This is a genomic window from Arthrobacter sp. JDC6, from assembly GCF_056484025.1.
The window spans coordinates 883,533-908,998 of sequence record NZ_CM151278.1; the positions used below are offsets into that span (position 1 = coordinate 883,533).

General features: G+C 68.4%; 24 protein-coding genes. 11 read left to right on the top strand and 13 right to left on the bottom strand.

Going from position 1 to position 25,466, the window contains the following annotated elements:
- Window positions 1–66 precede the first annotated feature (66 nt).
- The 4 genes from ACV095_RS04060 to ACV095_RS04075 all read left to right on the top strand — a co-directional run bounded on the left by ACV095_RS04060 (window position 67) and on the right by ACV095_RS04075 (window position 5,036).
- Window positions 67–792, top strand: coding sequence for a GntR family transcriptional regulator (locus tag ACV095_RS04060; protein ID WP_043424825.1), 726 nt, complete (start codon window positions 67–69; stop codon window positions 790–792).
- A gap of 172 nt (window positions 793–964) precedes the next feature.
- Window positions 965–2,314, top strand: coding sequence for an L-fuconate dehydratase (locus ACV095_RS04065; protein WP_478222947.1), 1,350 nt, complete (start codon window positions 965–967; stop codon window positions 2,312–2,314).
- Window positions 2,311–3,840, top strand: a complete 1,530-nt coding sequence (locus tag ACV095_RS04070) for an aldehyde dehydrogenase (NADP(+)) (protein WP_478222948.1) — start codon at window positions 2,311–2,313, stop codon at window positions 3,838–3,840. The genes ACV095_RS04065 and ACV095_RS04070 overlap by 4 nt, the downstream gene beginning before the upstream one ends.
- The gene (locus tag ACV095_RS04075) at window positions 3,837–5,036 is read left to right on the top strand and encodes a fumarylacetoacetate hydrolase family protein (RefSeq protein ID WP_478222949.1); all 1,200 of its coding nucleotides are present in this window, start codon (window positions 3,837–3,839) and stop codon (window positions 5,034–5,036) included. Before ACV095_RS04070 ends, ACV095_RS04075 begins: the two co-directional genes overlap by 4 nt.
- Window positions 5,037–5,122: 86 nt before the next feature.
- Here the strand turns inward: ACV095_RS04075 and ACV095_RS04080 are convergent, their stop codons facing one another.
- Complete coding sequence (locus ACV095_RS04080) at window positions 5,123–5,413, bottom strand: hypothetical protein (RefSeq protein ID WP_018768847.1); 291 nt, start codon at window positions 5,411–5,413, stop codon at window positions 5,123–5,125.
- Window positions 5,414–5,524: 111 nt separating this feature from the next.
- On the opposite strand from ACV095_RS04080, the gene ACV095_RS04085 reads away from it, so the two are divergent.
- From ACV095_RS04085 to ACV095_RS04095, 3 genes are read left to right on the top strand one after another with little or no spacing between them, the layout of a single operon-like run.
- Window positions 5,525–5,881, top strand: a complete 357-nt coding sequence (locus ACV095_RS04085) for a VOC family protein (RefSeq protein ID WP_223992593.1) — start codon at window positions 5,525–5,527, stop codon at window positions 5,879–5,881.
- A gap of 55 nt (window positions 5,882–5,936) precedes the next feature.
- Window positions 5,937–7,097 carry an acetate kinase gene (locus ACV095_RS04090; RefSeq protein WP_478222950.1) on the top strand — a complete coding sequence of 387 codons (1,161 nt, stop codon included), beginning with the start codon at window positions 5,937–5,939 and terminating at the stop codon, window positions 7,095–7,097.
- A 5-nt stretch (window positions 7,098–7,102) separates the two neighbouring features.
- A complete protein-coding gene (locus tag ACV095_RS04095; protein WP_018768843.1) occupies window positions 7,103–7,669 on the top strand; it encodes a GNAT family N-acetyltransferase in 567 nt (188 codons plus the stop codon).
- Here ACV095_RS04095 and ACV095_RS04100 read toward each other — a convergent pair.
- The 3 genes from ACV095_RS04100 to ACV095_RS04110 all read right to left on the bottom strand — a co-directional run bounded on the left by ACV095_RS04100 (window position 7,666) and on the right by ACV095_RS04110 (window position 11,521).
- A complete protein-coding gene (locus ACV095_RS04100) occupies window positions 7,666–8,862 on the bottom strand; it encodes an NAD(P)/FAD-dependent oxidoreductase (RefSeq protein ID WP_478222951.1) in 1,197 nt (398 codons plus the stop codon). The two genes, ACV095_RS04095 and ACV095_RS04100, sit on opposite strands and share 4 nt — an antisense overlap.
- A 4-nt stretch (window positions 8,863–8,866) precedes the next feature.
- Window positions 8,867–9,073, bottom strand: coding sequence for a hypervirulence associated TUDOR domain-containing protein (locus ACV095_RS04105; protein ID WP_056392720.1), 207 nt, complete (start codon window positions 9,071–9,073; stop codon window positions 8,867–8,869).
- A 213-nt stretch (window positions 9,074–9,286) separates the two neighbouring features.
- A complete protein-coding gene (locus tag ACV095_RS04110) occupies window positions 9,287–11,521 on the bottom strand; it encodes a S9 family peptidase (protein ID WP_478222952.1) in 2,235 nt (744 codons plus the stop codon).
- Between the two features lie 147 nt (window positions 11,522–11,668).
- On the opposite strand from ACV095_RS04110, the gene ACV095_RS04115 reads away from it, so the two are divergent.
- The 3 genes from ACV095_RS04115 to ACV095_RS04125 all read left to right on the top strand — a co-directional run bounded on the left by ACV095_RS04115 (window position 11,669) and on the right by ACV095_RS04125 (window position 14,839).
- Entirely contained in the window at window positions 11,669–12,235 is a 567-nt protein-coding gene (locus tag ACV095_RS04115; protein ID WP_478222953.1) for a hypothetical protein, read from the top strand.
- 13 nt (window positions 12,236–12,248) lie between these two features.
- Entirely contained in the window at window positions 12,249–13,889 is a 1,641-nt protein-coding gene (locus ACV095_RS04120) for an FAD-dependent monooxygenase (protein WP_056392728.1), read from the top strand.
- A gap of 527 nt (window positions 13,890–14,416) precedes the next feature.
- Window positions 14,417–14,839 (top strand): Hsp20/alpha crystallin family protein, encoded by a 423-nt coding sequence (locus ACV095_RS04125; protein WP_018768837.1) that lies wholly within the window; start codon window positions 14,417–14,419, stop codon window positions 14,837–14,839.
- A 177-nt stretch (window positions 14,840–15,016) separates the two neighbouring features.
- Here ACV095_RS04125 and ACV095_RS04130 read toward each other — a convergent pair whose 3' ends face one another.
- The 9 genes from ACV095_RS04130 to ACV095_RS04170 form a co-directional block, all read right to left on the bottom strand.
- A complete protein-coding gene (locus ACV095_RS04130) occupies window positions 15,017–15,964 on the bottom strand; it encodes an NAD(P)H-hydrate dehydratase (RefSeq protein ID WP_186447822.1) in 948 nt (315 codons plus the stop codon).
- The gene (locus ACV095_RS04135) at window positions 15,948–16,739 is read right to left on the bottom strand and encodes a histidine phosphatase family protein (protein ID WP_478222954.1); all 792 of its coding nucleotides are present in this window, start codon (window positions 16,737–16,739) and stop codon (window positions 15,948–15,950) included. Before ACV095_RS04135 ends, ACV095_RS04130 begins: the two co-directional genes overlap by 17 nt.
- Before the next feature lie 131 nt (window positions 16,740–16,870).
- Window positions 16,871–18,556, bottom strand: a complete 1,686-nt coding sequence (locus ACV095_RS04140; RefSeq protein WP_478222955.1) for an alkaline phosphatase D family protein — start codon at window positions 18,554–18,556, stop codon at window positions 16,871–16,873.
- Between the two features lie 219 nt (window positions 18,557–18,775).
- Window positions 18,776–19,930 (bottom strand): LCP family protein, encoded by a 1,155-nt coding sequence (locus tag ACV095_RS04145; protein WP_478222956.1) that lies wholly within the window; start codon window positions 19,928–19,930, stop codon window positions 18,776–18,778.
- Between the two features lie 133 nt (window positions 19,931–20,063).
- Entirely contained in the window at window positions 20,064–20,756 is a 693-nt protein-coding gene (locus ACV095_RS04150; protein ID WP_056392737.1) for an arsenate reductase/protein-tyrosine-phosphatase family protein, read from the bottom strand.
- A gap of 142 nt (window positions 20,757–20,898) precedes the next feature.
- A complete protein-coding gene (locus ACV095_RS04155) occupies window positions 20,899–21,531 on the bottom strand; it encodes a DUF305 domain-containing protein (RefSeq protein WP_478222957.1) in 633 nt (210 codons plus the stop codon).
- 53 nt (window positions 21,532–21,584) lie between these two features.
- Complete coding sequence (locus ACV095_RS04160; RefSeq protein ID WP_144601115.1) at window positions 21,585–22,100, bottom strand: hypothetical protein; 516 nt, start codon at window positions 22,098–22,100, stop codon at window positions 21,585–21,587.
- A 32-nt stretch (window positions 22,101–22,132) separates the two neighbouring features.
- The gene (locus ACV095_RS04165; protein WP_478223414.1) at window positions 22,133–24,268 is read right to left on the bottom strand and encodes a heavy metal translocating P-type ATPase; all 2,136 of its coding nucleotides are present in this window, start codon (window positions 24,266–24,268) and stop codon (window positions 22,133–22,135) included.
- On the bottom strand, window positions 24,268–24,441 hold the full coding sequence (locus tag ACV095_RS04170; protein WP_018768828.1) for a hypothetical protein: 174 nt from the start codon (window positions 24,439–24,441) through the stop codon (window positions 24,268–24,270). The genes ACV095_RS04165 and ACV095_RS04170 overlap by 1 nt, the downstream gene beginning before the upstream one ends.
- A 275-nt stretch (window positions 24,442–24,716) precedes the next feature.
- Here ACV095_RS04170 and ACV095_RS04175 point away from each other — a divergent pair, with 275 nt between their 5' ends.
- The gene (locus ACV095_RS04175; protein WP_478223415.1) at window positions 24,717–25,415 is read left to right on the top strand and encodes a PAS and ANTAR domain-containing protein; all 699 of its coding nucleotides are present in this window, start codon (window positions 24,717–24,719) and stop codon (window positions 25,413–25,415) included.
- Window positions 25,416–25,466 lie beyond the last annotated feature (51 nt).

Consider the following 25,466-nt stretch of genomic DNA (forward strand, 5'->3'; position numbering starts at 1 on the left):
AACCGGCGCCCGTGCAACCGGGTGCCCCGGTTCAACCCGGTCCACTCCAGTTCAAGAGGTAATTGCGTGCCCCCACGTCAACCATCCGAAGTTCCGCGCGGCAAAGCAGCCGTTCCCGACGTCTACACGGCCATGCGCGCCTCCATCCTGGACGGCGGGATTGCTCCGGGCACCCGCATCAACATTGATGCCGTGGCCCGCAGCCTTGGCGTCTCGCAGACCCCGGTCCGTGAGGTGCTCCAGCGGCTCGAGGGCGACAACCTGGTGGTGTACAACCCCGGCCGCGGCTACAGCACCACCCCGCTCCTGGACCTGCCGGAATTGCGCTCGCTGTTCGAGTTCAGGCTCCTCGTGGAGCCTTGGGCGGCACGGGCGGCGGCGGTGGACCGCCTTGCCAATCCGGCCGCCGCGCTGGAAAAGGAGCTGGCGGGCTTCCGGGGCACCATGAAGCGCAGCAAGGACCTGAGGCAGGATCTGGTGGCGCACGACACCCGCTTTCATGACACCATCCTGGCCGCCTCCGGAAATCCTGTGGTCCGGCACGCCTTTGCCCAGACGCACTGCCACCTGCACACCTTCCGGCTCTACCCGGCAGATGTGGACGGCGCCATCACGGTGGCTGAGCATACGGCCGTGCGTGAGGCGATCGAAGCCTGCGATCCGGAGCGGGCCGAGGCGGCCATGACCACCCATATCCGCAACTCCTTCGACAGGTTTGCCCAGGCCTTCGAAGGTGAACTTGCCCCCCTGGAGGACAGCGGCCCGCCGCGCAGGCGGATCATCACCGGCTAGCCCAGTGCGGCGCAGCCCCGGCCCTGCAGGGCCGGGGCTTTTGTGTGCCCGGGCAAGCGAATGCCTGCCGGGCAGGTCTTGACCTGGATCACATGTCCTATATGATTTTAGAAATTCGTATAGGAATCGAATCTTTCCCCTCCCAGCAGTCGTAAACCGAAAGTTGAGTTCCATGCCTTCCATCACGTCCATCAAGACCCAGGACGTTCGTTTCCCCACATCCCTCGAACTTGACGGTTCCGATGCGGTCAACGTCGACCCTGACTACTCCGCCGCCTACGTTGTCATCCGCACCGACGCGGGCGATGAGGGCCACGGCTTCATCTTCAGTTGCGGCCGCGGCAATGAAATCCTCACGTCCGCGATTGACGCCTACGCACGCCTGCTGGTGGGCCGCGACATCGACGAGCTGATTTCTGACCTGGGCGGCGCGTCCAGGCTCCTGGTCCACGACTCCCAGCTCCGCTGGCTGGGACCCGAGAAGGGCGTGACCCAGATGGCCTGCGGCGCCCTGGTCAGCGCTTTGTGGGACATCCGTGCCCGCCGTGAAAACAAGCCGTTGTGGCTCCTCCTTGCCGAAATGACACCGGAGGAACTGGTCAGCGTGGTGGACTTCACCCACATCCGTGACGCCCTCAGCCCCGAGGAAGCCCTGGAGATCCTCCGCGCCGGCCAGGAAGGCAAAGCCCAGCGCATCGAGTCGCTCCGGAACAACGGGTTCCCCGCCTACACCACCTCCCCGGGCTGGCTGGGCTACAGCGACGAGAAACTGGTCCGGCTGAGCAAGGAGGCGGCCGCGGAAGGCTTCTCCATGATCAAGCTCAAGGTGGGCGGCGACATCAACGACGACCGCAGGCGCATGGCCCTGGCCCGTGAGGCGGTGGGCGCCCTGCCCATCGCCATTGACGCCAACCAGCGCTGGGAAGTCTCCGAGGCCATCGAGTGGGTCAACCAGCTGGCCGAATTCAACCCCTACTGGATCGAAGAGCCCACCAGCACGGATGACATCCTGGGCCACGCCGACATCCGCAAGGGTGTCACCCCCGTACGGGTGGCAACCGGAGAGGCCGTGGCGAGCCGGATCGTCTTCAAGCAGCTCCTCCAGGCCGGCGCCATCGACGTCCTGCAGCTGGACTCCACCCGTGTGGCCGGTGTCAACGAGAACATCGCCATCCTGCTGCTGGCAGCCAAGTTCGGGGTCCCCGTCTGCCCGCACGCCGGGGGAGTGGGCCTGTGCGAACTGGTCCAGCACTTCTCCTTCTTCGACTACGCCGTGGTGGGCCGCAGCCAGGAAAACCGCATGATCGAATTCGTGGACCACCTGCACGAGCACTTTGCCGAACCCGTCCGGATCATCGACGGCCGCTATGCCGCCCCGGCACTGCCCGGCACGGGCGCCGAGATGCTCACCGCCTCCCGCGCCCGCTGGGAATTCCCCAACGGCGCAGGCTGGCAGGAAGTGGGCAACCGGGCCGCCGTCACCGGCGGATCCCTGGCCGCGGCGGCAGGAGCCGGCCGATGACCGCGGCCCCCCACGCAACGGCCGTCCTCGCCGGACCCACCACCGCAGGGGAGCTCGACGCCGCCGTCGGCGCCGCCCACCGTGCCTTCGAACAGGCCCGTTTGGCGGACCCGCACCGGCGCGCCGGCTGGCTTGAAGCCATTGCCGCCGGCCTGGAGCAGGACGCTGCGGGACTTGTGCAGACCGCCGTGGCCGAGACACACCTCGGGACGGCCAGGCTGGAAGGGGAACTGAAGCGCACCGTGTTCCAGCTGCGGCTCTTCGCGGCGGAAATCCGCCTCGGGGAGCACTTCGACGCCACCATCGACCACGCCGACCCCAACTGGCCCATGGGCCCGCGCCCGGACCTTCGGCGCTACAACGTCCCGCTCGGCGTCGTGGGCGTCTTCGGCGCCTCCAACTTCCCCTTTGCGTTCAGCGTGATGGGCGGGGACAGCGCGTCGGCCCTGGCGGCCGGCTGCGCCGTCGTCCACAAAGCCCACGACGCCCACGCCGGGCTTGCGGCCCGGACCGCGCGGACCGTGATCGATGCGCTGGAAGGTGCAGGTGCGCCGTCGGGCCTGTTCTCCATGGTGACCGGGCGGCAGGCAGGCGAGGCGCTGGTGGACCACCCCCAGGTGAAAGCCATCGGTTTCACCGGCTCCACCGCGGGCGGCCGCGCCCTGCTCGACCGCATCGCTGCCCGCCCGGAGCCCATTCCGTTCTTCGGTGAACTGGGCGGCATCAACGCCGTCTTCGTCACGGGCAGGGCCTGGGCCGCGCGGCGGGCGGACATCCTCGCCGGCTATGCTGCCTCGTTCACCCTGGGCATGGGCCAGTTCTGCACCAAGCCCGGGCTGCTGTTCGTCCCCGCGGGGCAGGCCGATGACGTTCGCCGCGCACTGGCGCAGGCCCTGGCAGGTTTCACGCCCGCCCGGCTGCTCAGCCCCCGCCTGCACGACGGGTACAGCGATGCCGTCAGCCGGCTCCGGGACACCGACGGCGTGGACGTCCTGGTGGAAGGCGACTTTGCCGAGGAGCCGGCCCCCACCGTCCTGCTCACCACTGCCGACGAGGTCCGGAAGAATCCGGAACTGCTCCGCCAGGAGATGTTCGGGCCGGCCAGCATGGTGGTCGCGTACGACGACGAATCCGGGTTGCCGGCCCTGGCCGGGCTGCTGGAAGGGCAGTTGACCACCACGCTCCAGGCGGAAGCGGACGACGACGTCGCCGCGCTCGCTGCCCGGCTGGCGGACATCAGCGGCCGGGTCCTGTGGAACGGCTGGCCCACCGGAGTTACCGTCAGCTACGCCCAGCACCACGGCGGGCCATACCCCGCCACCACCTCGGCCACCACGTCGGTGGGCACGGCGGCGGTCCGCCGGTTCCTGCGGCCGGTGGCATACCAGGACTTTCCCGCGGACCGGCTGCCCGAACCCCTGCAGGACAGCAATCCCTGGCAGGTTCCGCAAAGGGTGGATGGCGTCTGGCAGCGCCCATCCGCCGCCGCAGCCGGGGTTGTGGCCACCCAGGAGGACAAGCAATGAACGCCACAGGCCCGGAAGACGTCCACGCCATACTCCCCGAGGACGCGGACCAGGCCCTGCTGATCGGGCGGGTCTGGGATGTGGAGAGCGGGGGACCACGCGTTGTGGCCGTCAGCGGGGGCAGCGTCTTTGACCTGCACCGCCTGGCCGGAACGGTCGCGGATCTCCTGGAGCTGCCCGATCCCGCTGCCGCCGTCCGCTCAGCCCTGGCAGATCCCGGCCTGGCGGAACCGCGTTGGGACACGGCCGGCGTCGTCAAGGCGTCCCTGGAGGGTGGCAGCACCCGGACCCGGTTGCTGGCCCCCGTGGACCTCCAGGTCATCAAGGCCTGCGGCGTCACGTTCGTGGACAGCATGATCGAGCGCGTCATCGAGGAGCGCTGCGCCGGCGACGCCGGACGCGCGGCCGGGGTGCGGGAACTGGTGGGCCGCGCCCTGGGTGGAAGCATTTCCGCCCTGCGGCCGGGATCGCCGGAAGCCGCCGAAGCCAAACGCGTCCTGATCTCCGAAGGCCTGTGGTCGCAGTACCTGGAAGTGGGGATCGGTCCGGACCCGGAAGTCTTCACGAAGGCCCCGGTCCTCTCCTCGGTAGGCCTGGGCGCGGGCATCGGCATCCCGGCCTTCTCGTCCTGGAACAACCCGGAGCCGGAGCTGGTCCTGATCGCCACCTCCGGCGGCACAGTGGTGGGTGCGACGCTCGGCAACGACGTGAACCTGCGTGATGTTGAGGGCAGGAGCGCGCTGCTGCTGGGCAAGGCCAAGGACAACAACGCCTCCAGCGCGCTGGGACCGCTGATCCGGCTGTTCGACGGCCAATTCACCCTGGATACGCTTCGCGGCGAGGAGATCCTGCTGCGCGTCGAAGGCCCGGACGGCTACCTGCTGGAGGGCCGGAACAGCGTGTCCCGGATCAGCAGGCCCTTCGAGGAGCTCGTGGCGGCGACGCACGGGAAGCACCATCAGTACCCGGACGGATTCGCACTGTTCACGGGGACCCTGTTTGCGCCCACACAGGACCGCGACGTGCCCGGACAGGGCTTCACCCACAAACACGGTGACCGGGTGACCATCCGCAGCCGGCACCTGGGTGCCCTGATCAACCGGGTGGGGCCCTGTGAGGAACTGCCGGAGTGGTCATTCGGCCTGCGCCGGCTGTTCGCATACCTGGCCGCGCAGCAGCAGGAGGCGCGGGCCTAGCTGTGGTGCAACAACGTACGACGCCGGCACTTTGGTGAGTGCCGGCGTCGTACGTTGTTCATGGGGTGCTTTGGTGCCTGCGGTGCTTAGCTGTTGTCCGGCTTGGCCAGGCTCTCCTGATCCTCTTCCTTGGCAGGCTCGTCGGAGAGGCCCTGCGGGGTGAGGTCCAGGTCCTCCCGGTTCTCGGGCGCCTCCGGCGCTTCCCCGGTCTCTGCGGCCTTGAGGTTGCCGGTGTCGTCCAGGGCCGGATTGGCGCCCTCCACTCCCGTGGGATCACCCTTGCCGCCGGATCCCGTTCCGGCGTTAAGCGGGGCGGTGCTGCTGGATCCCGTGTTGGTGGGGTCGTTCTCGTCGATCGAATTGGGCTCGTTCGTCATGGAATTGTCCTCTCGGCGTGGTCCAGCCTTGTCCGCCGACCATAGGCACAGCGGGGCCTGATCCGCAAGGAAGGGCCCGACCCGACGTTCCCCTCGGCTAACATCGCTGGCATGCCCGGTACAGCCATCACCACTGCCTTCATCCCTGTCCGCAACCCACACGCCGCGGCCGACTGGTACCGCCGGTTTCTTGGACTCAGCGTCGCGGAGGCGAACACCTTCTCAGCAGTCCTCACCGCTGCGGGAACCGCGTCCGTCACGCTGATGGGCCCGGACAGCGGCATCAAGGCCGCCCCCGGGCTGGCGTGGGCAACCTGCAATTTCATGGTGGACGACCTGACTGGAACGCATGCCGTGCTGGCGGAAAGCGGTGTTCCGGTCGGTGCCATCGAGGGGTCTCCGGAGGTATGCCTCTTCTTCACGGCGCAGGACCCGGACGGCAACACGCTGCTGCTCACCGACCGATAGCGGCTCAACCTATAGTGGGGGTTGAACTGCAGACGCCAGGCTGAGGAGGCCCCGCATGCTCGTGCTCGTCATCAACTCCGGTTCGTCCTCCCTGAAGTACCAGGTCCGTGACGTGGCAGCCGGAACGGTCCTCACCGAGGGGCTGATCGAGAAGATCGGCATGGGCAACGGCGGCGGCGGGGACGGCGAGATCGAGGGCCCGCGGGACCACGCGGAGGCGCTGGAGCAGGTGGACGCGGCCATCCACCGGGAACTGGGCGGCCTTGAGCTCGGTGCGGTGGGGCACCGGGTGGTCCACGGCGGCGAGCGGTTCGCCGAACCCGTCCTGGTGGACAACGAGATCACCCGCGCCATCGAACGCCTCAACCCGCTGGCGCCGCTGCACAACCCCGCCAACGTGCTGGGCATCCGTGCCATCACCAAAAAGTGGCCCAAAATGCCGCAGGTGGCCGTGTTCGACACCGCCTTCCATCGCACCCTGCCCGAGCACGCGTGGCGCTACGCCGTCCCGGACGAGCTGTACACCAACCACGGCATCCGCCGCTACGGTTTCCATGGGACCTCCCATGAGTACGTGGCGCGCCGGTCGGCCGCCCTGCTGGACCTTCCCGCTGAGGAGTTCGACGGCGTCATCGCGCACCTGGGCAACGGTGCCTCCGTGACCGCCATCAGCGGCGGGAAGTCGGTGGACACCTCCATGGGCTTCACCCCGCTGGAGGGCCTGGTCATGGGCACCCGCTCCGGCGACCTTGACCCTTCCATCCTGGTGTTCCTTGGCCGCGCCGGCTGGACGCCCGAGGACATCGACACCATGCTCAACCGGGAATCGGGGCTGAAGGGCCTGGCCGGCAACAACGACATGCGCTCGGTAGTGGAAGCCTCCGAGTCCGGGAACGAAAAAGCCACGATGGCGCTCGCGGTGGCATCCTACCGGCTGGCCAAATACATCGGCGGCTACCATGTGGCAGTCGGTGGGGCCAAGGCTCTGGTGTTCACCGCGGGGATCGGCGAGAACTCCTCCCAGTTCCGGGCGCAGGTGGCGGACCGGCTGGGCGCCCTGGGCATCGAGCTCGACGGCGGCCTGAACTCCCAGCGGTCCAAGGAACCGCGCGTCATTTCCACGCCCTCGTCCGCGATTCCCGTCCTGGTGGTCCCCACGGATGAGGAACGCGCCATCGCAGAGGCAACAGCCGCCGTCGTCTCCGCCGGCCGATAAGCCCCATGCCTGACATTTCCCTGCCGATCCGCACCGAACGGCTGGTACTCCGCCGTTTTGACGGCGGTGACCTTGAAGCCTTCCACGCCTACCACTCGTTGCCGGAGACCGCCCGGTTCCTGCCCGGCCCGGCCAAGAGCTACACCCAGTCGATGGAGCGGGTGGGCCGGTACGCCAACTTTGCCTTCGAGAAGGAGGGCGACTGGGTGGCCCTCGCCATCGAGGCAGCGAATGAGCCCGGGCTGCAGGGGGAGGTGGTGCTCAAATGGCTGCCGGGACTCGGCCAGGGCGAAGTCGGGTGGACACTGGCGCCCGGAGCACGCGGCAAGGGTTACGGCACGGAGGCCGCCCGGGCCATGCTCCATCTGGGCTTCGGGGAACTGGGCATGCACCGGATTGAAGCCCGGCTGGATGAACTCAATGTGGCGTCGGCGTCAGTGTGCGGCCGGCTGGGCATGCGGCTGGAGGCGCGGCACATCGACAAGTGGCATTACAAGGGCCAGTGGGCCACCGAGCTCATCTATGCCATCCTGGCCGATGAATGGCGCATCGGTTCCGGCGGTGAGCTTTAGGCCCTGCCCTTGAGGATCAGGTTCCAGTAGATCTTCGGGAACAGGTCCCGGTCCACAACCCATGACAACTTGCTTTCGTTCCAGGTGGGCACCCGCGGAATGGTGGGCATGGGGCGGTAACGGTCATCGAACTCGGCGAACACCACCGTGTCCCGTGACACCGTGAACGGGCACACCGAGTAGCCGTTGTACTTCGCCGGCAGCCGCTTGCCTTTCCGGGCTGCCACCAGGTTCTTGGCCACCACTTTGGTCTGCTTGCGCAGCGCCCCGCCGGATTTGGAGTTGGTGGTGCCTGCGGCATCGCCCAGGGACCACACGTTGGGGTAGCGGAGGTGCCGAAGGGTCTGCCGGTCCACCTCCACGAAGCCGCCCGTGTCACCGGCGGCCGGCAGGTCCGTGGCCTTGAGCCAGTCCGGGGCCGACTGCGGCGGGACGGCGTTGAGGACGTCGTAGTGCAGGTTCTCCACGGTATCGGCGGCAAGATCCCGGATGGTGGCTGTTTGGCCTGCAGCATCCACGCCAACCAATTCGCTGTTGGTCCGCAGTTCGATGCCGTACTCCGCAATCTTGCGGTCCAGTTCGCGGTCCACCTCCGGGACCCCGAAAACGGTGGGGCAAGGCTGGACCATCACCACGCGGATCCGGTCCAGGAGGCCCTGTTCCCGCCAGTAGTCGCAGGCCAGGTACATGGGTTTCTGGGCAGCGCCGCCGCACTTGATGGGGCCCGCCGGCATGGTGAAAACGGCGGTGCCGGACGTCATGCTGCGGAGCAGCGTCCAGGCCTTGGACGCCAGTTCGAACTCGTAGTGCGAGGCGCCGGAGGGCGAGTGCACGGCCTCGGCCAGGCCCGGTACCGCGTCCCAGTCGTATTGCAGCCCGGGGCACACCACCAGCTGCCCGTAGGCCACGGTGGAACCGGACGCCAGGGTGACCGTGTTGGCGGCGGCGTCAATGCCTGCGGCGGCGTCATGGATCCACGTCACGCCCTGGGGCGTCACGGATTCCTGCGAGCGGATGGCTTCCTGTGCCTGGGCGCGGCCTCCTGCGATATGCGAAAACAGCGGCTGGTAGAGGTGATGGTCCTTGGGCTCGATCACAGCCACGTCTTTAACCCCGTACCGCTGCAGCCGGGCCGCCAGGGAGATGCCGGCGTTTCCGCCGCCGATGATGACTACCTCGTGCTGGGCAGCCACGGCGCTACTTCTTCTCGGTCAGCGCGGATGCCTTGTGCGCCGCCCGGGCACCCGTCTTGTCCGACTCCACCACATACTGAGGTTCGTCCTCACTGGCGCGGTGCGTGTTGCCGTCGAGTTCAAAGTCGCTGGTCTTTTTTTCGACGATTTTGCCGTGCGTCTTGCCCTGCGAAGTGTTCCACTCCACGTGCGTTCCCTTGCTCAATGACATGCCTGCTCCTCTGGGATCCCTGCGGAAAACAAGTGCCCCCCAATAGTAAGCATGGTTAGCTTATGGGCGCATTGACAGGGAATTTCTCTGTCACCGCCTCTGAGCAGGTGGGCGGTGGTCCCGTCGCGAAGGGAACCAGCCCTGAAGCAGTGCCTGCCGCAGGGCTGGCGAAGGAAAGCGTACGACGGCGGGACGCGCCCGCCGTCGTACGTTTCAGTCCTGCTTCAGGCCGGCTCCGGGCAGCAGTTCTGTTGCGCCCAGGGAATCGGCGATGAAGGCGTAGTCCCAGGCCCTCTCGCGCCACTGGACGTACCGTCCGGACGCGCCGCCGTGGCCACCGTCCATCTCGATCTTCATCACGATAGGTTCGGACCCCGTGGTCTTGTTCCGCAGTTCCTGCACCCACTTGGCCGGCTCCACGTACAGGACCCGGGTGTCGTTGAAGGACGTCACCGCGGCGATCTTGGGGTAGGCCACCGCCCGCACGTTTTCGTAGGGGGAGTAGGACTTCATGTAGGCGTAGGCCAGCGGGTCCGTGATGGGATTGCCCCACTCCTCCCACTCCAGCGCGGACAACGGCAGGTCCGGATCCAGGATGCTGGTGAGCGGGTCCACGAACGGCACCTGCGCCACGATGGCCGCGTACTTCTCCGGTGCCATGTTGGCCACGGCACCCATCAGGAGTCCGCCGGCCGAACCGCCCAGGGCGGCGATGCGGGAGGGATCCACCCAGCCCGAGTCCGCCAGCCAGTCGGTGGCGTCCACGAAGTCGGTGAAGGTGTTCTTCTTGGTGAGCTTCTTGCCGTCCTCGTACCAGTGCCGGCCCAGCTCGCCGCCGCCGCGGATGTGGGCGATCACGAACACCACACCGCGGTCCAGCAGGGACAGCCGTGCTACTCCGAAGCCGGGGTCCATGCTCATCTCGTAGGAGCCGTACCCGTACACCAGGCCGGCCGCCGTCGAATCCTGTTTGACGGCCTTGTGACGCAGGACCGACAGCGGGATGCGCGTGCCGTCACCTGCGGTGGCCCATTCCCGGGTGGCCACGTAATCGCTTCCGTCATAGCCACCCAGCACGGGGCTCTCCTTGCGGAGCAGCAGTTCGCCGGTGGGCTGCTCCGGGGTGGGCAGGACGAAGTCGTAAATCCGGGACGGCGTGAAGTAGGACGTGTAGCCCAGCCGGATCACGGGTGCCTCGTAGTCCGAACCGCCCACCCCCGCCGTGTACAGCGCCTCGTCGAACGCCGGCTCCACCGGCGCCTGCTGCGCAGGCGTGCCCAGCCCGGCCAGCCCCATCACCTGGACGCGCTCGATGGTGTCCTTGCGGATGGACACGACCAGGTGCGTGGCGGTGACACCGGCGCCGTTGACGCGGACGTCGCCGGAATGTTCCACGACAGTCTGCCAGGTCTGTTCTGCCAGCGGCTTGTGGAGTTCTTCCGCGTCAGCCAGGGAGACCATGGAGTTGATGGCGCCGTGGTTGTGCGTGAGCAGGATTTTCTCGGTTTTCCCGTCGGGGCCGTCGAGCAGGAAGGGCTCGGCCTCATACAGGATGCGTTCATCCCGCGAGATCACCGTGCTGACGGTTCCGGTGGGGTCGTCGAAACGGAGCAGCCGGGTTTCGCTGTACTCCGAGCATCCAATGCCCAGCACCAGGTAGCGCCGGTCCGCGGAGAGCTCGAAGCCCAGCCACATGGCGGGGTCGTCCTCCTGGTACACCACAACGTCGTCGGCCACGGGTGTGCCCAGGACGTGCGCCTTCACCTGGTACGGGCGCCAGGACTCGTCCACCACTGTGTAGAAGATACGGGTGCCGTCCGGGGAGAACGCCACGCCGTAGAAGATGTTTTCGATGGCATCCGGCAGCAGTTCACCGGTGCGGAGATCCTTGATCCGGAGGGTGAAGCGTTCGTCTCCGGAGTTGTCCACTGCGTAGGCATAGAGGGTGCCGTCAACCGTGACGGCGGTGCCGCCTATGGAGAAGAACGGCTTGCCTTCGGCTTCCACGTTGCCGTCCAGCAGGATTTCCTCGCCGGGGATCTGCAGGCCGGGTTCCACGGCGGGCGGAGTCCAGTCCGCCACCTTGTCTCCGGTGTCCTGCGCCTTGACCCGGCAGTGGATGCCGTATTCCTTGCCCTCCGCGGAGCGGCTGAAGTACCACCAGCCGTCCTTGCGGTGTGGAACGGAGAGGTCTGTTTCCTGGGTGCGGCCCTTGATCTCCTGGAAGATGGCCTCGCGGAGCGGCTCCTGGTGCGCGGTGACGGCTTCCTGGTACGCGTTTTCGGCCCGCAGGTGCTCCACGACCTCCGGCGATTCCTTGTCCCGCAGCCACTCGTAGTTGTCCACGAACGTCTCCCCGTGGTGGGTGCGTTCGGTGGGGATCTTCTTGGCAACCGGGGGCGCCGGGGTGGCAGTGCCGGTGGAATCCTGCAGGGAGGTGGAGGTCATGGATTCAATATATAGACCAGCCCGGACAAGTCGGCAGGCCGTTCGCTACCGGGGGAGAAGGGACGCCCCGAATGGGGCGAAAGACTCTGGGATCCTGCCCGCGGTTCCCGGCACCCTGAAAGGGTCCTGCAGGGAAAAGGAGAAACCATGACCCCCGAATCCGGACCGGCTCCCCGCGCCAAAGCATGGCTGGCGGTGACCCGCTGCATGGGAACGTCGTGCGTGATGCTGGTCCGCAGGCAGGTGCATCTTCCCAAGGAAAACGTGGGCCGGGTGCTGCGCTTCGCTGACGGCAGCACCTCGCGGGTCTACCGGGAGACCGCCGTCGACCGGCAGCCCGGTGAGCCCTGCATCCTGGTGGTGGCCTTCACGCTGCGCCTGGTCCGGGGCCGGATGCACCGCCTTTTCGAGGCGGAAAGCCTGCTGAACACCCCGCTCTTCGTCGGGTTCCCGGGCTTTGTTTCCAAGCTGTGGTGCGCCCACGACACCTTCGGTGCCTACCGCGGCCTGTACGAATGGGACGGTGCCGAGCGGGCGCGAAGCTACGCTGCGGCCCTCTGGCGGGTCCTGGAACTGGTCAGCGTCCCCGGGTCCATCAGCTACAAAGTGGTTCCCGGGCTGCGCCGCGACGAGGTGCTCGCAAACCCCGCCCGGATGCAGGAAGCAGCAGCCGCCCAGGACCACGCCTGGTGGCGGCTTCTCGGCCAGGCATGACGGCCGGGCGGGTATGGCAGGCAGGCAACGCACGACGGCGGACACCGACCTTCTGGTGGTAGGCGCCGGTCCCGCCGGGCTCACCACGGCCCTCCAGGCGCACGCCCACGGAGCCACGGTCCGGGTGGTGGACCGGCGCGAACACCGTGTCCGGCCGTCCCGGGCGATGATGCTGCATGCACGGGCACTGGAGGGCCTTCGCCCGCTGGGCGTGACCGACGCGTTGCTGGACCGGGCCGACACCACGCCCCTGGCACGCATCCACTTCGGCCGGCGCGTGGTCGAAGCCCGGTTGGGCCACGCGGACCTCCCGGATACCGCCTTTCCGCACCTGACCCTGGTCCGGCAGGCCGACGTCGAGGACGTGCTCTGGCAGGCACTGCAGGCCAGGGGCGTGCCGGTGGACTGGGGCGTGGAGTTCTGCGGACTGGGACCGGAGGGCACCCTGGATACCGGCGGTGGCCCGGGGCCTGGCCTGGTGCATGCAGAGCTTCGCGACGCCGGGGGCGGAGCCGGCGGCCACACTTCCCGGTTCCTGGCCGGATGCGACGGGCAGTCCAGCACGGTCCGCGGCTTCACTGGCGCGCAGTGGCGGGGTGCCCCGTACCGGGTGGAAGCGGTCCTGGCAGACCTGGAGCTTGATGGCGCCCTGGACCCTGGCCTGCTGCACGTGGCCGTCGGGACCGGGGGACTGGCCTTCCTCTTCGCGCTGGGCGAGGGCGCCACCTGGCGGATGCTGGCCACCCGGCCGGCGCTGCGGCAATCCACCGCCGGCTTCGGACAGCTGGGTCCGCCCGTTCCGCCGGATGAAGTGGCCCGCCTGCTCCGGGAGTCGGGACTGGGTGCTGCCGTCCGGGACGTGCGCTGGTCGGCCCAGGTCCCGCTTCAACACCGCCTGGCCAGTACGTTCGGAAACACTCCGCTCTTCCTCGCCGGCGACGCCGCGCACGCCCACTCGCCTGCGGGCGGGCAGGGCATGAACAACGGCATCCTGGACGCCCTCAACCTCGGGTGGAAGCTCGGTTTCGCCTCGACGGCAGGCGGGCCGCTCCCGGAACTGCTGGCAACCTATGGGCACGAGCGGCGGCTCGCGGCCCGGCGCGTGCTGGCGCTGACGCACGTCATCTTCTTCGGCGAAGCCTCGCCGCACCCGGTGGCCCGCCTGGCCCGGAGCCTCCTGCCCGTCTTCGCTCCGGTCCTGCCGGTGCTGCTCCGCCGGCAGTGGCTCACCTCCCAGGGCATCAGGCTGTTGTCCCAGCCATTCGTTCGCTACCGGAACAGTGCCATCTCCCTGGACGGCACGCCGCGCGCGGCCGGGTGGCCGAGGCCCGGCGAGCGGCTGCCGGATGCGCCCGTGACGGTCGGCGGGCGGGCGGCCCGCCTACACGAACTGACCGCCGTGCCCGGCGTCCACCTTTTGCTGGAACGCGACGCCGGCACTGGCACCTTGGGTGAAGACCCCACCCTGCGGGCAGGGGCGGGACCCGGTCCCCTGCTTCATGTCCACCGCCTCGACAGCCACCCGGGCCGGGGCGTTGTGGCCGTCCGCCCGGACGGATACGTCGGTTTCCGCTGTGGGGAGGCAGGCTCCGCCCAGGTCAGCGCCTGGCTGCGGCTGGTCGGCGCCGTCCCGGACCAATCAGCGCTGTACTAAACGGGGCCTGACTGGAGGGTAGTTGCCGGCGGGCCGCAGGCGTATTCTGTTCAGTTCAAGGCACATCCGCCCAGCGTGAGAGGGGAAGTTCCATGACCATCCCGCCAGTGCACGAACCCGAGCCGTTTCCGCCCGAACCCGGTCCGGAGCCCACATCGCCGGATCCCACCCAGCCGCGCCCGCCCGGCCCGCCGTCTCCCAATCCGTTCCCCGCACCGGCGCCCCCAGGCCCGCTGCCCGTCCCGGATCCAGGGCCCGCACCGCTGCGTCCGGACCCCACCAGGGACTGACCGGAGAAGCCAGAACCTAGTCCGGAAGGGGCCGCTTGCACAGCAGGAGCTGTGCAAGAGGCCCCTTCCGTGCGCCCGGGCCAAGGCGGAAATCCGAAGCCTGCAGGACCCAAAAATTCTTCAGGAATCGGCACCCAACCCCTTGCGGACCTGCTTCCACGGTGCTAAAAAATCTATGTCAGCGAATATAGATCGACTGACGTGGATGTTGGATCAACTCTCACGAGGAGGGAAGCCATGTTGATGCGAACCGATCCGTTCCGCGAGCTGGACAGGCTAACCCAGCAAGTCCTCGGAACCACTGCACGTCCGGCGGCGATGCCGATGGATGCATGGCGCGAGGACCAGGAATTCGTCGTGGCCTTTGATTTGCCGGGTGTCACGGCGGACTCGGTGGACCTGGATGTCGAACGGAACGTCCTGACGGTGCGGGCGGAGCGTCCCGATCCCGCTGGCAAGGATACCGAGCTGATTGCCGCTGAGCGGCCGCGCGGCGTCTTCAGCCGCCAGCTGATTCTTGGCGACACCTTGGACACAGAGAAGGTGAAGGCCAGCTATGACGCCGGTGTCCTGACGCTGCGGATCCCGGTCGCCGAAAAGGCCAAGCCGCGCAAGATCGAAATCGAAACGAAGGGGGAAAAGCAGGAAATCGCTGCCTAGACCTTAAGGACCGCGAGGCGGCCATATCTGTTGACTGCCTTTTTGGGGCGAATCGCCATTCTGTGCACGCCACAGCGCCAAACAGCGCAACGGCAGCGTAGGCCCTGACCTCCCGACACGGCGGCCCCCGGCTTTGGCCGGGGGCCGTCCGCATGTCCGGGCGGTCCACGTCAAGGGTCAGGTGCCCAGTTCCAGCATCAGCGCCGGCAGTTCGTCGGCAAGTTCACGGGCCAGGAACCCCAGCGGGCCCAGCCTGCTGGCCAGCCTGTCTGCCGCGGCTGCGTGCAGGTGGGTACCCCAACAGGCTGCCTGCGCGCTGCTGGTTCCCCGGGCACGAACCCCGGAAATGGCCCCGGCCAGCACGTCCCCGCTGCCGGAGGTGCCCAGTCCGCCGTACCCCGTGGTGATCTTCCACAGGTCCGGCTCGTCGGGGTTCAGCCCTGGCGGCTGGGTGATCAGCCCCTGGCAGCTGACTACGGCGTCGAACCGTTCGGAGATTTCGGCCAGGTCCTTCTCGAGGTCATCCGTGTCCCGCCCCAGCAGGATGCCGGCCTCCGTGGGATTCGGTGTGAGGATGAGGCGGCCGCGCCACGGGTCCAGCTGGTCCTCCAGGTGTACCAGCGCGGCCAGCGCGTAGGCATCGAGGACGACGGCGGCGCCTTGCCTGCTGCCGGCGCCACCACCGGGGTTGCCGCCACCGCCGTGGCCGCCGCCGGCCTCGCGCTTAAGCAACGCCTCCAGCAGTTCACCGGCAAGGTCGGGGTCGTCCAGGCCGGGCCCCACCAGGAGGGCATCCGCCTGGTCCACGTAGGAGTGGATGCTGTCCAGTTCCGGTTTGACCGAGCCGCCGGCAGTCTCCGGCAGGCCGATGGAACCGCACTCGGGCAGCGCGACCCCCAGCTGGACGGCCACCGACCCGGCAACGGCCAGGGTCAGCTTTCCGGCGCCCGCGCGCAGCGCTGCGGTGCCGGCCAGCAGGGCGGCGCCGGGGGTGGCCCGGGCACCGCCCACCACCAGCACTGAGCCACGGGAATACTTGTCCGCGCCCGGTGCCGGCAGCGGCCAGTCCCGCAGGAGCGACGGCGTCACCAGGGTGGCGCCGGAGGATTCACCGCGGCCGGACACTGGTGTCTCGGGCATGCTCGGTGACGGTGACGCCCTGCTCGGCCAGGTGGTCGGCAACGTTGAAGCTCTCCAGCGTCCACGGCCCAACGCCGGAGGGGCGGACGAACCGGGTCACCGAAGCGTTGAGGATGGCCTCCGTGGCTGCCAGGTCCAGCAGTTCCTTCTCGCTCAGCCCCTCCAGCACGTACCGGAACAGCATGATCACGGCGTCGTGGCACACCAGCATCACCCGCTGGCCGGTGCCCAGGCCGTTCAGCTCTGCCAGGACGGACCGCAGCCGCAGCGCCACGTCCGCCCAGGATTCCCCTCCCGGCGGCCGGTAATACAGTTTTCCCAGCCAGTCCCTGCGTTCGGATTCCTCGGGGTAGCGGCTCTCCACGCCCAGCCGCGTGAGCCGGTCCAGGATGCCGAGTTCGCGGTCGCGGAGCCGCTCGTCCGTGCGCACCTGCAGCGGCCAGCCGGCTGTTTCCACCGCAATCTCAGCGGTCTGGCGGGCACGGGCATAGGGGGAGGACACCACGGCGTCAGGGCGGAACTCCCCGGCGGTCCGGCCCAGGGCGATACCCAGCGCCTTGGCCTGTTCCCTCCCGGTTGCCGACAGGTCCACGTCCGCATCGCGGGCCGGAACCTCGATGACTTCCACTCCGGCCGCACGGGCCTCGGTGGCCGCCACGTTGCCTTCGCTCTCGCCGTGCCGGACCAGGAGCAGCTCCACGGCCCCGGCCTGCTGGACGGCCTCCGTCAGGCCGTCGTCTTTTGCTGATTCACCCTTCAAGAAACCACCCCGTCCTCGCCGTGCCCGAATGCCGTGCCGATTTGCAGGAACACTACCAACGGCGTACCCAGGGGGCGGCGGAAAATAACGGCCGCCGTCGGCGCAGCAACAGTGCCGCGGGGGACCTGAAGCTACGGCTCCGGCGTCAGGACCTTGGAGAACACCGTGGCTCCGTTGGCGTTGCGAAGGCTCACGGTGAAGCTGTTGTTCGCATCCAACTGGACGTGCCCGAAGAACTGGTTTTCGCCGCCGCGCGGGGACTCCCCGGCAAAGCGCCCTGCCTTGGAGAACACCACCTCGGGCCCGAACGTGCCGTCCATCGTGTTGGGGCCGAATGATCCCGCGGCGATGGGCCCGGCCACGAACTCCCAGAACGGATCGAAGCCGGTGAAGGCTGCCCGTTCGGGGGAGTAGTGGTGGGCGGCGCAGTAGTGCACATCGGCGGTGAGCCACACCGTGTTCTTCACGCCGTTGCGCTTGAAGGCGCTCAACACCGCGGCAATTTCCAGCTCACGGCCCAACGGGGCGCCGGCGTCGAGGTTGGACAGGCTCTCCTGGTTGACCGGGCCGTCCGGCACCACGATGCCCAGCGGCAGGTCCGCGGCGATCACCTTCCAGGTCGCCTTTGACTTCGAAACTTCGCGGATCAGCCAGTCCACCTGCTCCTGGCCCAGGATGGAGGTGGCGTAAGGCTCCTTGCCGTCCGTGTTGGGCGATTTGAAGGTGCGCATGTCCAGGCAGAAGACGTCCAGCTGCGGTCCGCGGCTGATTTTCCGGTAGATCCGGGCGGGCTGGTACTGGCCGGCGTCGTCGAACGTTCCCGGGCGCCAGACGGCCGAGCTGTCCGCGACGGGCATGTTTTCCTGCCATGCCTGCCGGCCGCGGGCAGCCAGGGTGTTGACGTCCCGCACCGTGTAGCGGGAGTCATCGATGATCTGGCCGGGGTACCAGTTGTTGTGGGTCTCGTGGTCGTCCCACTGGGCGATCACGGGGACGTCAGCGAACATGGCCCGCATGTTGGCGTCCATGGAGTTGTACCGGTGCCGGCCGCGGAACTCGGTGAGCGTTTCGGCCACCTTGGAGACCTCCTCTGTCACCAGGTTCCGCCACACCTGGCCGTCCTTTTCCACCACGCTTTCGGCGATGGGCCCGTCGGCGTAGATGGTGTCGCCGGAGTGGATGAAGAAGTCCGGGCGGGTCTGGTGCATGGCCCGGTAGCCGCGCATCCCGCCGATCTCCTCGTTGATGCCCCACCCCTGGCCAGCGGTGTCGCCGGTCCACACAAAGCTTTGGGCAGACGACGCCGGGACGTCGCCGCCGCTGCTGGTGCCACCGGTGCGGCCCGTGCCGTTGATCGTTCCGGCGTCCGGCGCCGTGCGGAAGCTGCCGCGGACCGTCTCGCCGGCCGCCCCGCCGTCGTCCTCGAAGCTGATGTCCAGTGCGAAGCGGGTGTTGGACGGCAGGTTTCCCGCATGGATCTTGGCGGTGAAATCGGACGCCTGGGTGGCCCGGGGCCCGCGGAGCACCCGCTCAAAGGCGCCGCGCCCGCGCAGGACCTGGCCGCCGTCGTCCACTGCCCGCAGGACTGCCGTCATCCGGCCGGCGCCGGACGCGCGGGACCACAGGACGGCTGAATCGGAGGTGACGTCGCCGGTGGCGATGCCGCTGGGCAGGGTCAGGCGGTTGCGGACCAGCGCGACGCCTGACGGTGTGGTGCCCGCCTGGGCAGCGGCCGGGACGGATGCGAGCGCGGCGGCCAGGACCGACCCCTTGACGACGGTGCGGCGTGAAACGGTGGCGCGGGAGTTCTCAGTCATGCCCTCAGGTTCGCTCCGGCGGGCGCACAGACTCTGTCCCGCTGGTGAACCCCGGGTAAGCCGCTGCTGAACAAGGCGTGGCGGCCGCGTCCGGAGCGTATTGCCGCAGTGGCGACGCGCAAATTCCGCTGCGACGCCCAAAGTCATCGGCGCACCCCAAATATTGCCGCGCCGGGGAATATGCGCGTCGCCAGTGACTAAGCGTGTCGCTGGCGTGCCCTAAGGCCTCGCGAAGTCGCCGATCCGGCCCTCCCGAAGTGCCGCCCCCACGGCCGCGATCCCTCCATAGTCGGGAAACAGCACGGACTGCCCGGCAACGAAGCCGGAGCCCGCCGTCGGAAGCGTCATGGTGCCGATGGCGTTAGTATCCAGATTGCGCAGGCTGTAGGCCAGGATCGCTGCCTGGACGGGATCGAAACCCTTGTCCACGGTGAGGCAGCAGGAGGCGAAATCAACCAGCGACCGCACCGCGTTCACGTCGTTCAGGGCACTGCCCCCGGTGAGGCGGGCCAGGATGGCACGGAGCATGATCTGCTGGTCGCGGACCCGTTGGAAATCGCCGTCGGAGAACGCGTAGCGCTCGCGGGAAAATTCCAGGGCGGCTTGTCCGTCCAAGTGGTTCATGCCCTGGGTGAAGACGTGCTGGGTTTCGATCGAGGACTGGAAGGACATCGGCACATTGACGTCGATGCCGCCCAGGCCGTCCACCAGGAGCTTGAACCCGCCAAAGTCGAGCATCAGGGTGTGGTCGATGGTAATTCCCAGCAGCTGCTGCACCGTGGCGGTTTGCAGGTCGATCCCGCCATACTGGAGCGCGGAATTGATCTTGGCGCTGCCGAAGCCGGGGATGTCCACCCAGTTGTCGCGGTTGATGGAGACGAGGTAGAGGTTCCGGCGGTCGGCAGGGACATGGACCACCATCAGGGTGTCCGCCCTCTGGTCTGAGGGTTCACCGGTGGCTGCAGTGTGGGCGGCGGCGTCGCGTGCGGGAGTGTCACGGATGTCGCTGCCGATGACGAGGATGTTCATCGGGGTGGCGGGCAGGTCCGGGATCGGGGCAGGCGGCGGTGGGGGAGCAGGAGCGGGCGGGGGAGTTTCAGTGGGGGCCGGGGTGGGCGTGGGCGTCGGCGTCGGGATGGGCGACTCGGTTTGGGTGGCTGCAGGCTGTGCTTGCTGGCCGGAGCGGCTCAGGCTGAAGACCGCGACTCCGGCAGCCACCACAAGTGCCAGCACCACCAGGGCGGCGACCCAGCGGCGGCGGCCCAGAGCCGCCAGCCAGGCCGGCCGGTGGGAACCGGAGGAACCCGGCGGCAGGGAACCGGAGTTCCCGGAGTTACCGGGCCCGGATGGATCAGAACCGCCTGGGATGCTCATGACGCCTCCACCTCATTGTGTTTGGTGGGTTCAGTGTGCGTCGGGCACGCCCCGGTTGGCTACAAGGTTATCCAAACTGTCACCTGCGAAGGTTCCATCCGGTTCGGCGTCGAGCTGCTGTAACGCTGTTCCGCTAGGGCGACTGGGGCGCGGTCCCGGGGACCGGGGCGTTGAGGCGGGCATGGCGCAGGATGGAGACAATGGCGGGGGCCAGTTGGTCCTCCATCTCCCGGTACACCTCCGGCGCACGGCGGTACGGGTCCACGATGTCGTTGTCTGCGGAGTCGGCGGGGAGCGAAAGGTGGCGCACCCCGGCGGCCCGTGCCGGCAAGCCGCGCCACAAGGCGGCGTTGGCAGCCAGCCGGGCGTCGCCGTCGGACGCGTCGCCGCCCGGAAGCGCACCTGGGGAAGATTCGACGGCGGCCCGCTGGGCATCTGTCCCGGAGGCCCGTTGGGCCAGGACATCAAGCATCCGGGCGAACTCGCGGATGGTGAACGTCCGCTTGAGCAGGGAGGCATCAAGCTGCAGGACCTCGCCGCGGTGCCCGGACGTCATGGTGAGCACCAGGTCAACGCCCCGCAGGATCCTGGGCGTGAGCTGCCGTGCCGCGAACCCTTCGGGATCACCGCCAAAGGTCCGCACGATGTCCGCTGAAATGGGCTGCATGGGTTCGCCCACCAGGGCGCGGGTGCCGGCGCTGGACACCTGGAAACCACCCGGCACCACCTGGTCGAGTCCTGCCTGCAGCAGCCGTTCGGCCACCGGCGAGCGGCAGATGTTGCCGGTGCAGACGGTCAGGATTCGTACTGGTGCGGAAGTGTCCAAGGAGATGTCTCTTTTCCCAGCTGCTGGCGGATCCGGTCCGGACCCGTGCCTTTCAACTTAACACGCAACGGCGCGGCGGCGGGCTCCCGAGGTCAGGTGCCGCCGCCGCGCCGCAGGACTGCCCGGCGGCCGGAAGTGCCGGTTACAGGGTGGTCAGCAGCTGCTTCATCTGCGTGATTTCCGCCTGCTGCGCGTCCACGATGTCGTGGCCCAGCTTCACGGCGTCCGGGAATTTGCCGGCGCTGATCTCCTGCTGGGCCATGTCGATGGCGCCCTCATGGTGCCCGATCATCTGCTCGAGGAACAGCCGCGCGGCCTCGGTACCGGTGGCAGACTTCAGCTTCTCGATGCCGTCGTCGTCCACCATGCCGGTCATGCCGTGTCCGGAGTGGTCGCTCATCATGGTGGGCACGTTCCACCCGCTGAGCCAGCCGGTCATCTGCGCGATCTCCGGTGCCTGCGCCGCCTTGATCTTGGTGGCGAGCGCGGTCACCTCTGCCGGCATGTCCGGCTTGGCCAGGATGATGCCGCTCATCTCCACCGCCTGGGTGTGGTGCGGGATCATCATCTGGGCAAACATGATGTCCGCCTGGTTATGGTCGGCGTTGGCGCTGGGCATGGTGCCGGCGCTTGGCATCGTGCTGGACATGGGGTTGGAGCTGCCGTGGTCCATGGGCATGCCGTTGCCGGAGCCGGCATTGGCCGCGCATCCTGCCAGGCCGAGGGAAGCCGCCAGGGCAGCAGCAATGGACAGGGTTTTGATAGTGGTGTTCATGGGTCCTTCAGGGATGTAGTGGAACTGGGCCGGGGTACAGGGCGCAGTCCGGTTTACGTCCGGCTGATGGAGAGGTCGCACGGTGATGGGCTGGGCGGCAGGTACCCGTAGGAAGAGCCTGGGTTGCCGGCCGCCGGCAGCAACGGAAGGACGGCAAGGGTTGCCTGCGGCGGGAGGACCGTCACGGGGCCGCCGGGGACCGACGGCACGCAGGGCGCCCCCGACTCCTGCGCCCCCGGGCAGGAGTTGCCGCAGGTGCCCGGCGCCAGGGCCGGCGGGTCGGTGGAAGCCGGGGCGGCCGCGTGGCCGGGATGGTCCCCAACCGCGGAATGCACGACGGCGGCGGCCCCGGCCGGTGCCGCGGGGGAGTCAGCGCTGTGGGAGGCCATGCTGTGGGAGGCCATGCTGTGCGACGCCGCGCTGTGCGTATCCATGCCCTGGGCAACAGGCCCGTGCGAAGCATGCCCGGCGGTCAGCACGTGCATGCCCAGCAGCCCGGCGATGACGGCCAGGGTGGCGGCCAGCAGCCAGGCTGCGCGGAGGAAGGACGCCACGGCGCGGGTGGTCATGGCTGTCCCTCCTTCCGATCTGTCCATGCTGTTCAACGTACCTCAGACGGGTTCAGTTTCAGGCGCCGGAGCAGCTGGGCGTTCAGGGCCACCACGATGGTGGACGCGGACATCATCACAGCCCCGGCAGCCGGGGACAGAACCACCCCGGCGAACGCCAGGACGCCCGCGGCCAGCGGCACGGACAGGATGTTGTAGCCCGTGGCCCACACCAGGTTCTCCCACATCTTGCGGTAGCTGGCCCGGGACAGGTCCACCATGGACAGCACTGCGCGCGGATCGTTCCCCGCCAGCACCACGCCCGCCGATTCCATGGCGACGTCGGTTCCGGCGCCAATGGCGATGCCCACCTCCGCGCGGGCCAGCGCCGGCGAGTCGTTGACGCCGTCGCCCACCATGGCCACCTTCAGCCCGCGGCCCTGCAGCTCGGCCACCTTCTTGTCCTTGTCCGCGGGCAGGACCTCGGCGAACACTTCGTCAATGCCCAGGTCCGCCGCCACGGCCTGCGCCACCTGGTGCGCATCACCGGTGACCATGGCCACCTTGACGCCCCTCCGTTGCAGGGCGGACACAGCCTGCCGCGACTCCGGCCGCACCGCGTCCTCCATGCTCACGGCACCCAGGACTGTGCCGCCGTCGACAACGTGGAGCACGGCGGCTCCGCGGTCCATCCACGCCCGGGTGCTTGAGGCCAGGGCCTCGGGTTCGACGACGCCAAGCTCGCGCAGGAGCGCAGGCCCGCCCACGTGCACGGTGCGGCCGTCCACGCTGGCCCGGACGCCCCGGCCCGGCAGCGAGGTGAAACCGGTGGCTTGGGGCAGTGGCAGGCTCCGGGCCCTGGCGGCGCGGACGATGGCCCGCGCCACGGGGTGCTCGCTGTCCGACTCGACGGCGGCGGCGAGGGCCAGCACGGCGTCCGCCCCGACGCCGCCGGCCACGGCAACGTCCTTCAGCTCCGGCTCACCGGTGGTCAGCGTGCCGGTCTTGTCGAACAGGACCACGTCGATGGTGCGCATCCGTTCAAGCGCCATCCGGTTCTTGATCAGCACCCCGGCCCGGGCCGCCTGCTCCGTGGAAATGGCGATCACCAGGGGTATCGCCAGACCCAGGGCGTGCGGGCAGGCGATGACCAGGACGGTGACGGTGCGGGTGACGGCGTCGGGAACGCTTCCCAGCAGTGTCCAGGCGATGAAGGTCAGGACACCGGCGCCGGCGGCGAAGTAGAAGAGGAAGGCCGCTGCGCGGTCTGCCAGTGCCTGGGCACGCGACGACGACGCCTGCGCCTCTTCCACCAGCCGCTGGATCCCGGCCAGGGCGGTCTGGTCGCCCACGGCGGTGACGCGCACCCGGACACTGCTGTCCGTGGCCACGGTTCCGGCCACCACCGGGTCGCCGGCGCCGCGTGCCACGGTTTTGGATTCCCCCGTGATCATGGACTCGTCGAACTCAGCCTGCCCGTCCACCACGGTTCCGTCCGCGGGCATGCGGGCGCCGGGGCGGACCAGGACCAGGTCGCCGGTCTTGAGGTGGGAAACGGGGACGGTTTCCGTGCCGCCGTCCGTAATGCGTTCGGCCTCGTCCGGGAGCAGAGCCGCGAGGGCATCCAGGGCGCCCTGTGCCGACCCGAGGGCACGCATCTCGATCCAGTGGCCCAGCAGCATGATGGCCACCAGCAGCGCCAGCTCCCACCAGAAGTCCAGGTCGAAGCCGCCGATGCGCAGGCTGGTGACCCAGGAAGCGGCAAAGGCCACCGTGATGGCCATGCCGATCAGCAACATCATTCCCGGAGCGCGGTCCTTGAGCTCCTGCAGGCCGCCTTTGAGGAACGGCTGGCCGCCGTACAGGAAGATGACGGTGCCCAGGACCGGCGGGATCCAGGCGGAACCGGGGAATTCGGGCGGCATGTAGCCCAAAAGGTCGCCCATCATGGGGCTGAAATAGACCACGGGAACGGCCAGGACCAGCGTCAGCCAGAACCGGTCCTTGAACATGGCTGTGCTGTGCCCGGCGTGCTGGCCGTGCGTGTGGACGGCATGGTCGTCGTCGCTGTGGCCGCCGTGTTGTCCATGCCCGGCGCCGTGCGCCGGCGGCTGGGTCAGGGTTCCGCTGGGTGGCTGGTGATGGTCGTGCGGGCCGCCCTGGTGCTGCATGTCGTGATGGTCCTGCATCATTCCTCCTTCGAGGAAGCCGCTGCCAGGCGATCGGAATTTCCGACGGCGGCAGGGCGCTTTTGTGCCTCAGGCGCGGGCAGGGTGGTGGCCGGTTCCGCGGCGCCGGCAGGGGCGCAGCAGCTGCAGCCGGAGGAAGCGAGGGGGAGCTCGGGGCGGTTCCCGGTGTTCATGTCAGTTCCAATCCGTTGAGGGAATCAAGGGGCGCTGGGGTTGAACGGCTGTGAAGGCCGGTGTGGGCACCAGCCGGGACATACCACTTCACTGACAACACCACCAATATACCCCCTAGGGGTATAAGTGGCAAGGGTCCCTACTCTATGTGTCCGCTGCATCCATAGGGCATCCCGCCCTACCTTCCGGCGCGTGGGGCGACCATACTGGGAGTAGTGACGAGAGCCCGCTCCCACAGGGGGGGCTGGCCGGTGTGCGGGAGGGTGGACCTGTGATGGAGCTCAGCGATCTATACACGTATTCGAGTGCGCTCGGAGACAGTGAAAGCGATGCGGGCATCTTCAGGGTGGAGATGGGGCCTGCAGGCCCAACCTTCCACTGGTCGGACGGGATGTTCCGGCTGCACGGCTACCAGCGCGGCGATGTTGTCCCCAGCATGGAACTGATCTTGTCCCACAAGCACCCGGATGACCGGGAGCGGTGCGAGGAGATCCTGGCGCAGGTATCGACCACCGGCGGGTTCTTCTGCATGTACCACCGGATCGTCGATGCCCGCGGCCGGACCAGGCGTGTGCTCACCTCCGGCGAGGCGATCCTGGCCGCTGATGGAACGCTGGCGGCGTTCGAAGGCGTGACGGTGGACCTCAGCCGGACGCTGCAGCGCGAAACTGAAGAGGCTGCGCGCGAGGCCGTGGTGGGTGCCACCGCAACCCGCACGTTGATCGACCAGGCCAGGGGCATCCTCATGGGGCAGCTGAAGCTCGGCTCCGACGACGCCTTCCAGATGCTGGTCAGCACCAGCAGCCACCGCAACGTCAAGCTGGTGGTGGTGGCAGCGGAGTTGGTGCAGCTGGCCAACTCCCCGGAGGCGCGAACTTACCTCGACCGGGCCGTGCGGGCCATCCAGTTGAACGGCCGGGCAGAACGCATGAACGGCCGGGCAGACCGCACTGGAGGCCGCCGCGCCGGGTAGCCGGTACCCGGTAGGATATGGGGAGGTGCGCCGGGAAGTCTGGTCGGCATG

Coding starts and splice junctions, on each gene's coding strand:
- ACV095_RS04065 (WP_478222947.1), top strand. CDS start 965: ATGCCTTCCATCACGTCCATCAAGACCCAGGACGTTCGTTTCCCCACA.
- ACV095_RS04070 (WP_478222948.1), top strand. CDS start 2,311: ATGACCGCGGCCCCCCACGCAACGGCCGTCCTCGCCGGACCCACCACC.
- ACV095_RS04075 (WP_478222949.1), top strand. CDS start 3,837: ATGAACGCCACAGGCCCGGAAGACGTCCACGCCATACTCCCCGAGGAC.
- ACV095_RS04080 (WP_018768847.1), bottom strand. CDS start 5,413: ATGACGAACGAGCCCAATTCGATCGACGAGAACGACCCCACCAACACG.
- ACV095_RS04085 (WP_223992593.1), top strand. CDS start 5,525: ATGCCCGGTACAGCCATCACCACTGCCTTCATCCCTGTCCGCAACCCA.
- ACV095_RS04090 (WP_478222950.1), top strand. CDS start 5,937: ATGCTCGTGCTCGTCATCAACTCCGGTTCGTCCTCCCTGAAGTACCAG.
- ACV095_RS04095 (WP_018768843.1), top strand. CDS start 7,103: ATGCCTGACATTTCCCTGCCGATCCGCACCGAACGGCTGGTACTCCGC.
- ACV095_RS04105 (WP_056392720.1), bottom strand. CDS start 9,073: ATGTCATTGAGCAAGGGAACGCACGTGGAGTGGAACACTTCGCAGGGC.
- ACV095_RS04110 (WP_478222952.1), bottom strand. CDS start 11,521: ATGACCTCCACCTCCCTGCAGGATTCCACCGGCACTGCCACCCCGGCG.
- ACV095_RS04115 (WP_478222953.1), top strand. CDS start 11,669: ATGACCCCCGAATCCGGACCGGCTCCCCGCGCCAAAGCATGGCTGGCG.
- ACV095_RS04120 (WP_056392728.1), top strand. CDS start 12,249: ATGGCAGGCAGGCAACGCACGACGGCGGACACCGACCTTCTGGTGGTA.
- ACV095_RS04125 (WP_018768837.1), top strand. CDS start 14,417: ATGTTGATGCGAACCGATCCGTTCCGCGAGCTGGACAGGCTAACCCAG.
- ACV095_RS04140 (WP_478222955.1), bottom strand. CDS start 18,556: ATGACTGAGAACTCCCGCGCCACCGTTTCACGCCGCACCGTCGTCAAG.
- ACV095_RS04145 (WP_478222956.1), bottom strand. CDS start 19,930: ATGAGCATCCCAGGCGGTTCTGATCCATCCGGGCCCGGTAACTCCGGG.
- ACV095_RS04155 (WP_478222957.1), bottom strand. CDS start 21,531: ATGAACACCACTATCAAAACCCTGTCCATTGCTGCTGCCCTGGCGGCT.
- ACV095_RS04160 (WP_144601115.1), bottom strand. CDS start 22,100: ATGACCACCCGCGCCGTGGCGTCCTTCCTCCGCGCAGCCTGGCTGCTG.
- ACV095_RS04165 (WP_478223414.1), bottom strand. CDS start 24,268: ATGCAGGACCATCACGACATGCAGCACCAGGGCGGCCCGCACGACCAT.
- ACV095_RS04170 (WP_018768828.1), bottom strand. CDS start 24,441: ATGAACACCGGGAACCGCCCCGAGCTCCCCCTCGCTTCCTCCGGCTGC.
- ACV095_RS04175 (WP_478223415.1), top strand. CDS start 24,717: ATGGAGCTCAGCGATCTATACACGTATTCGAGTGCGCTCGGAGACAGT.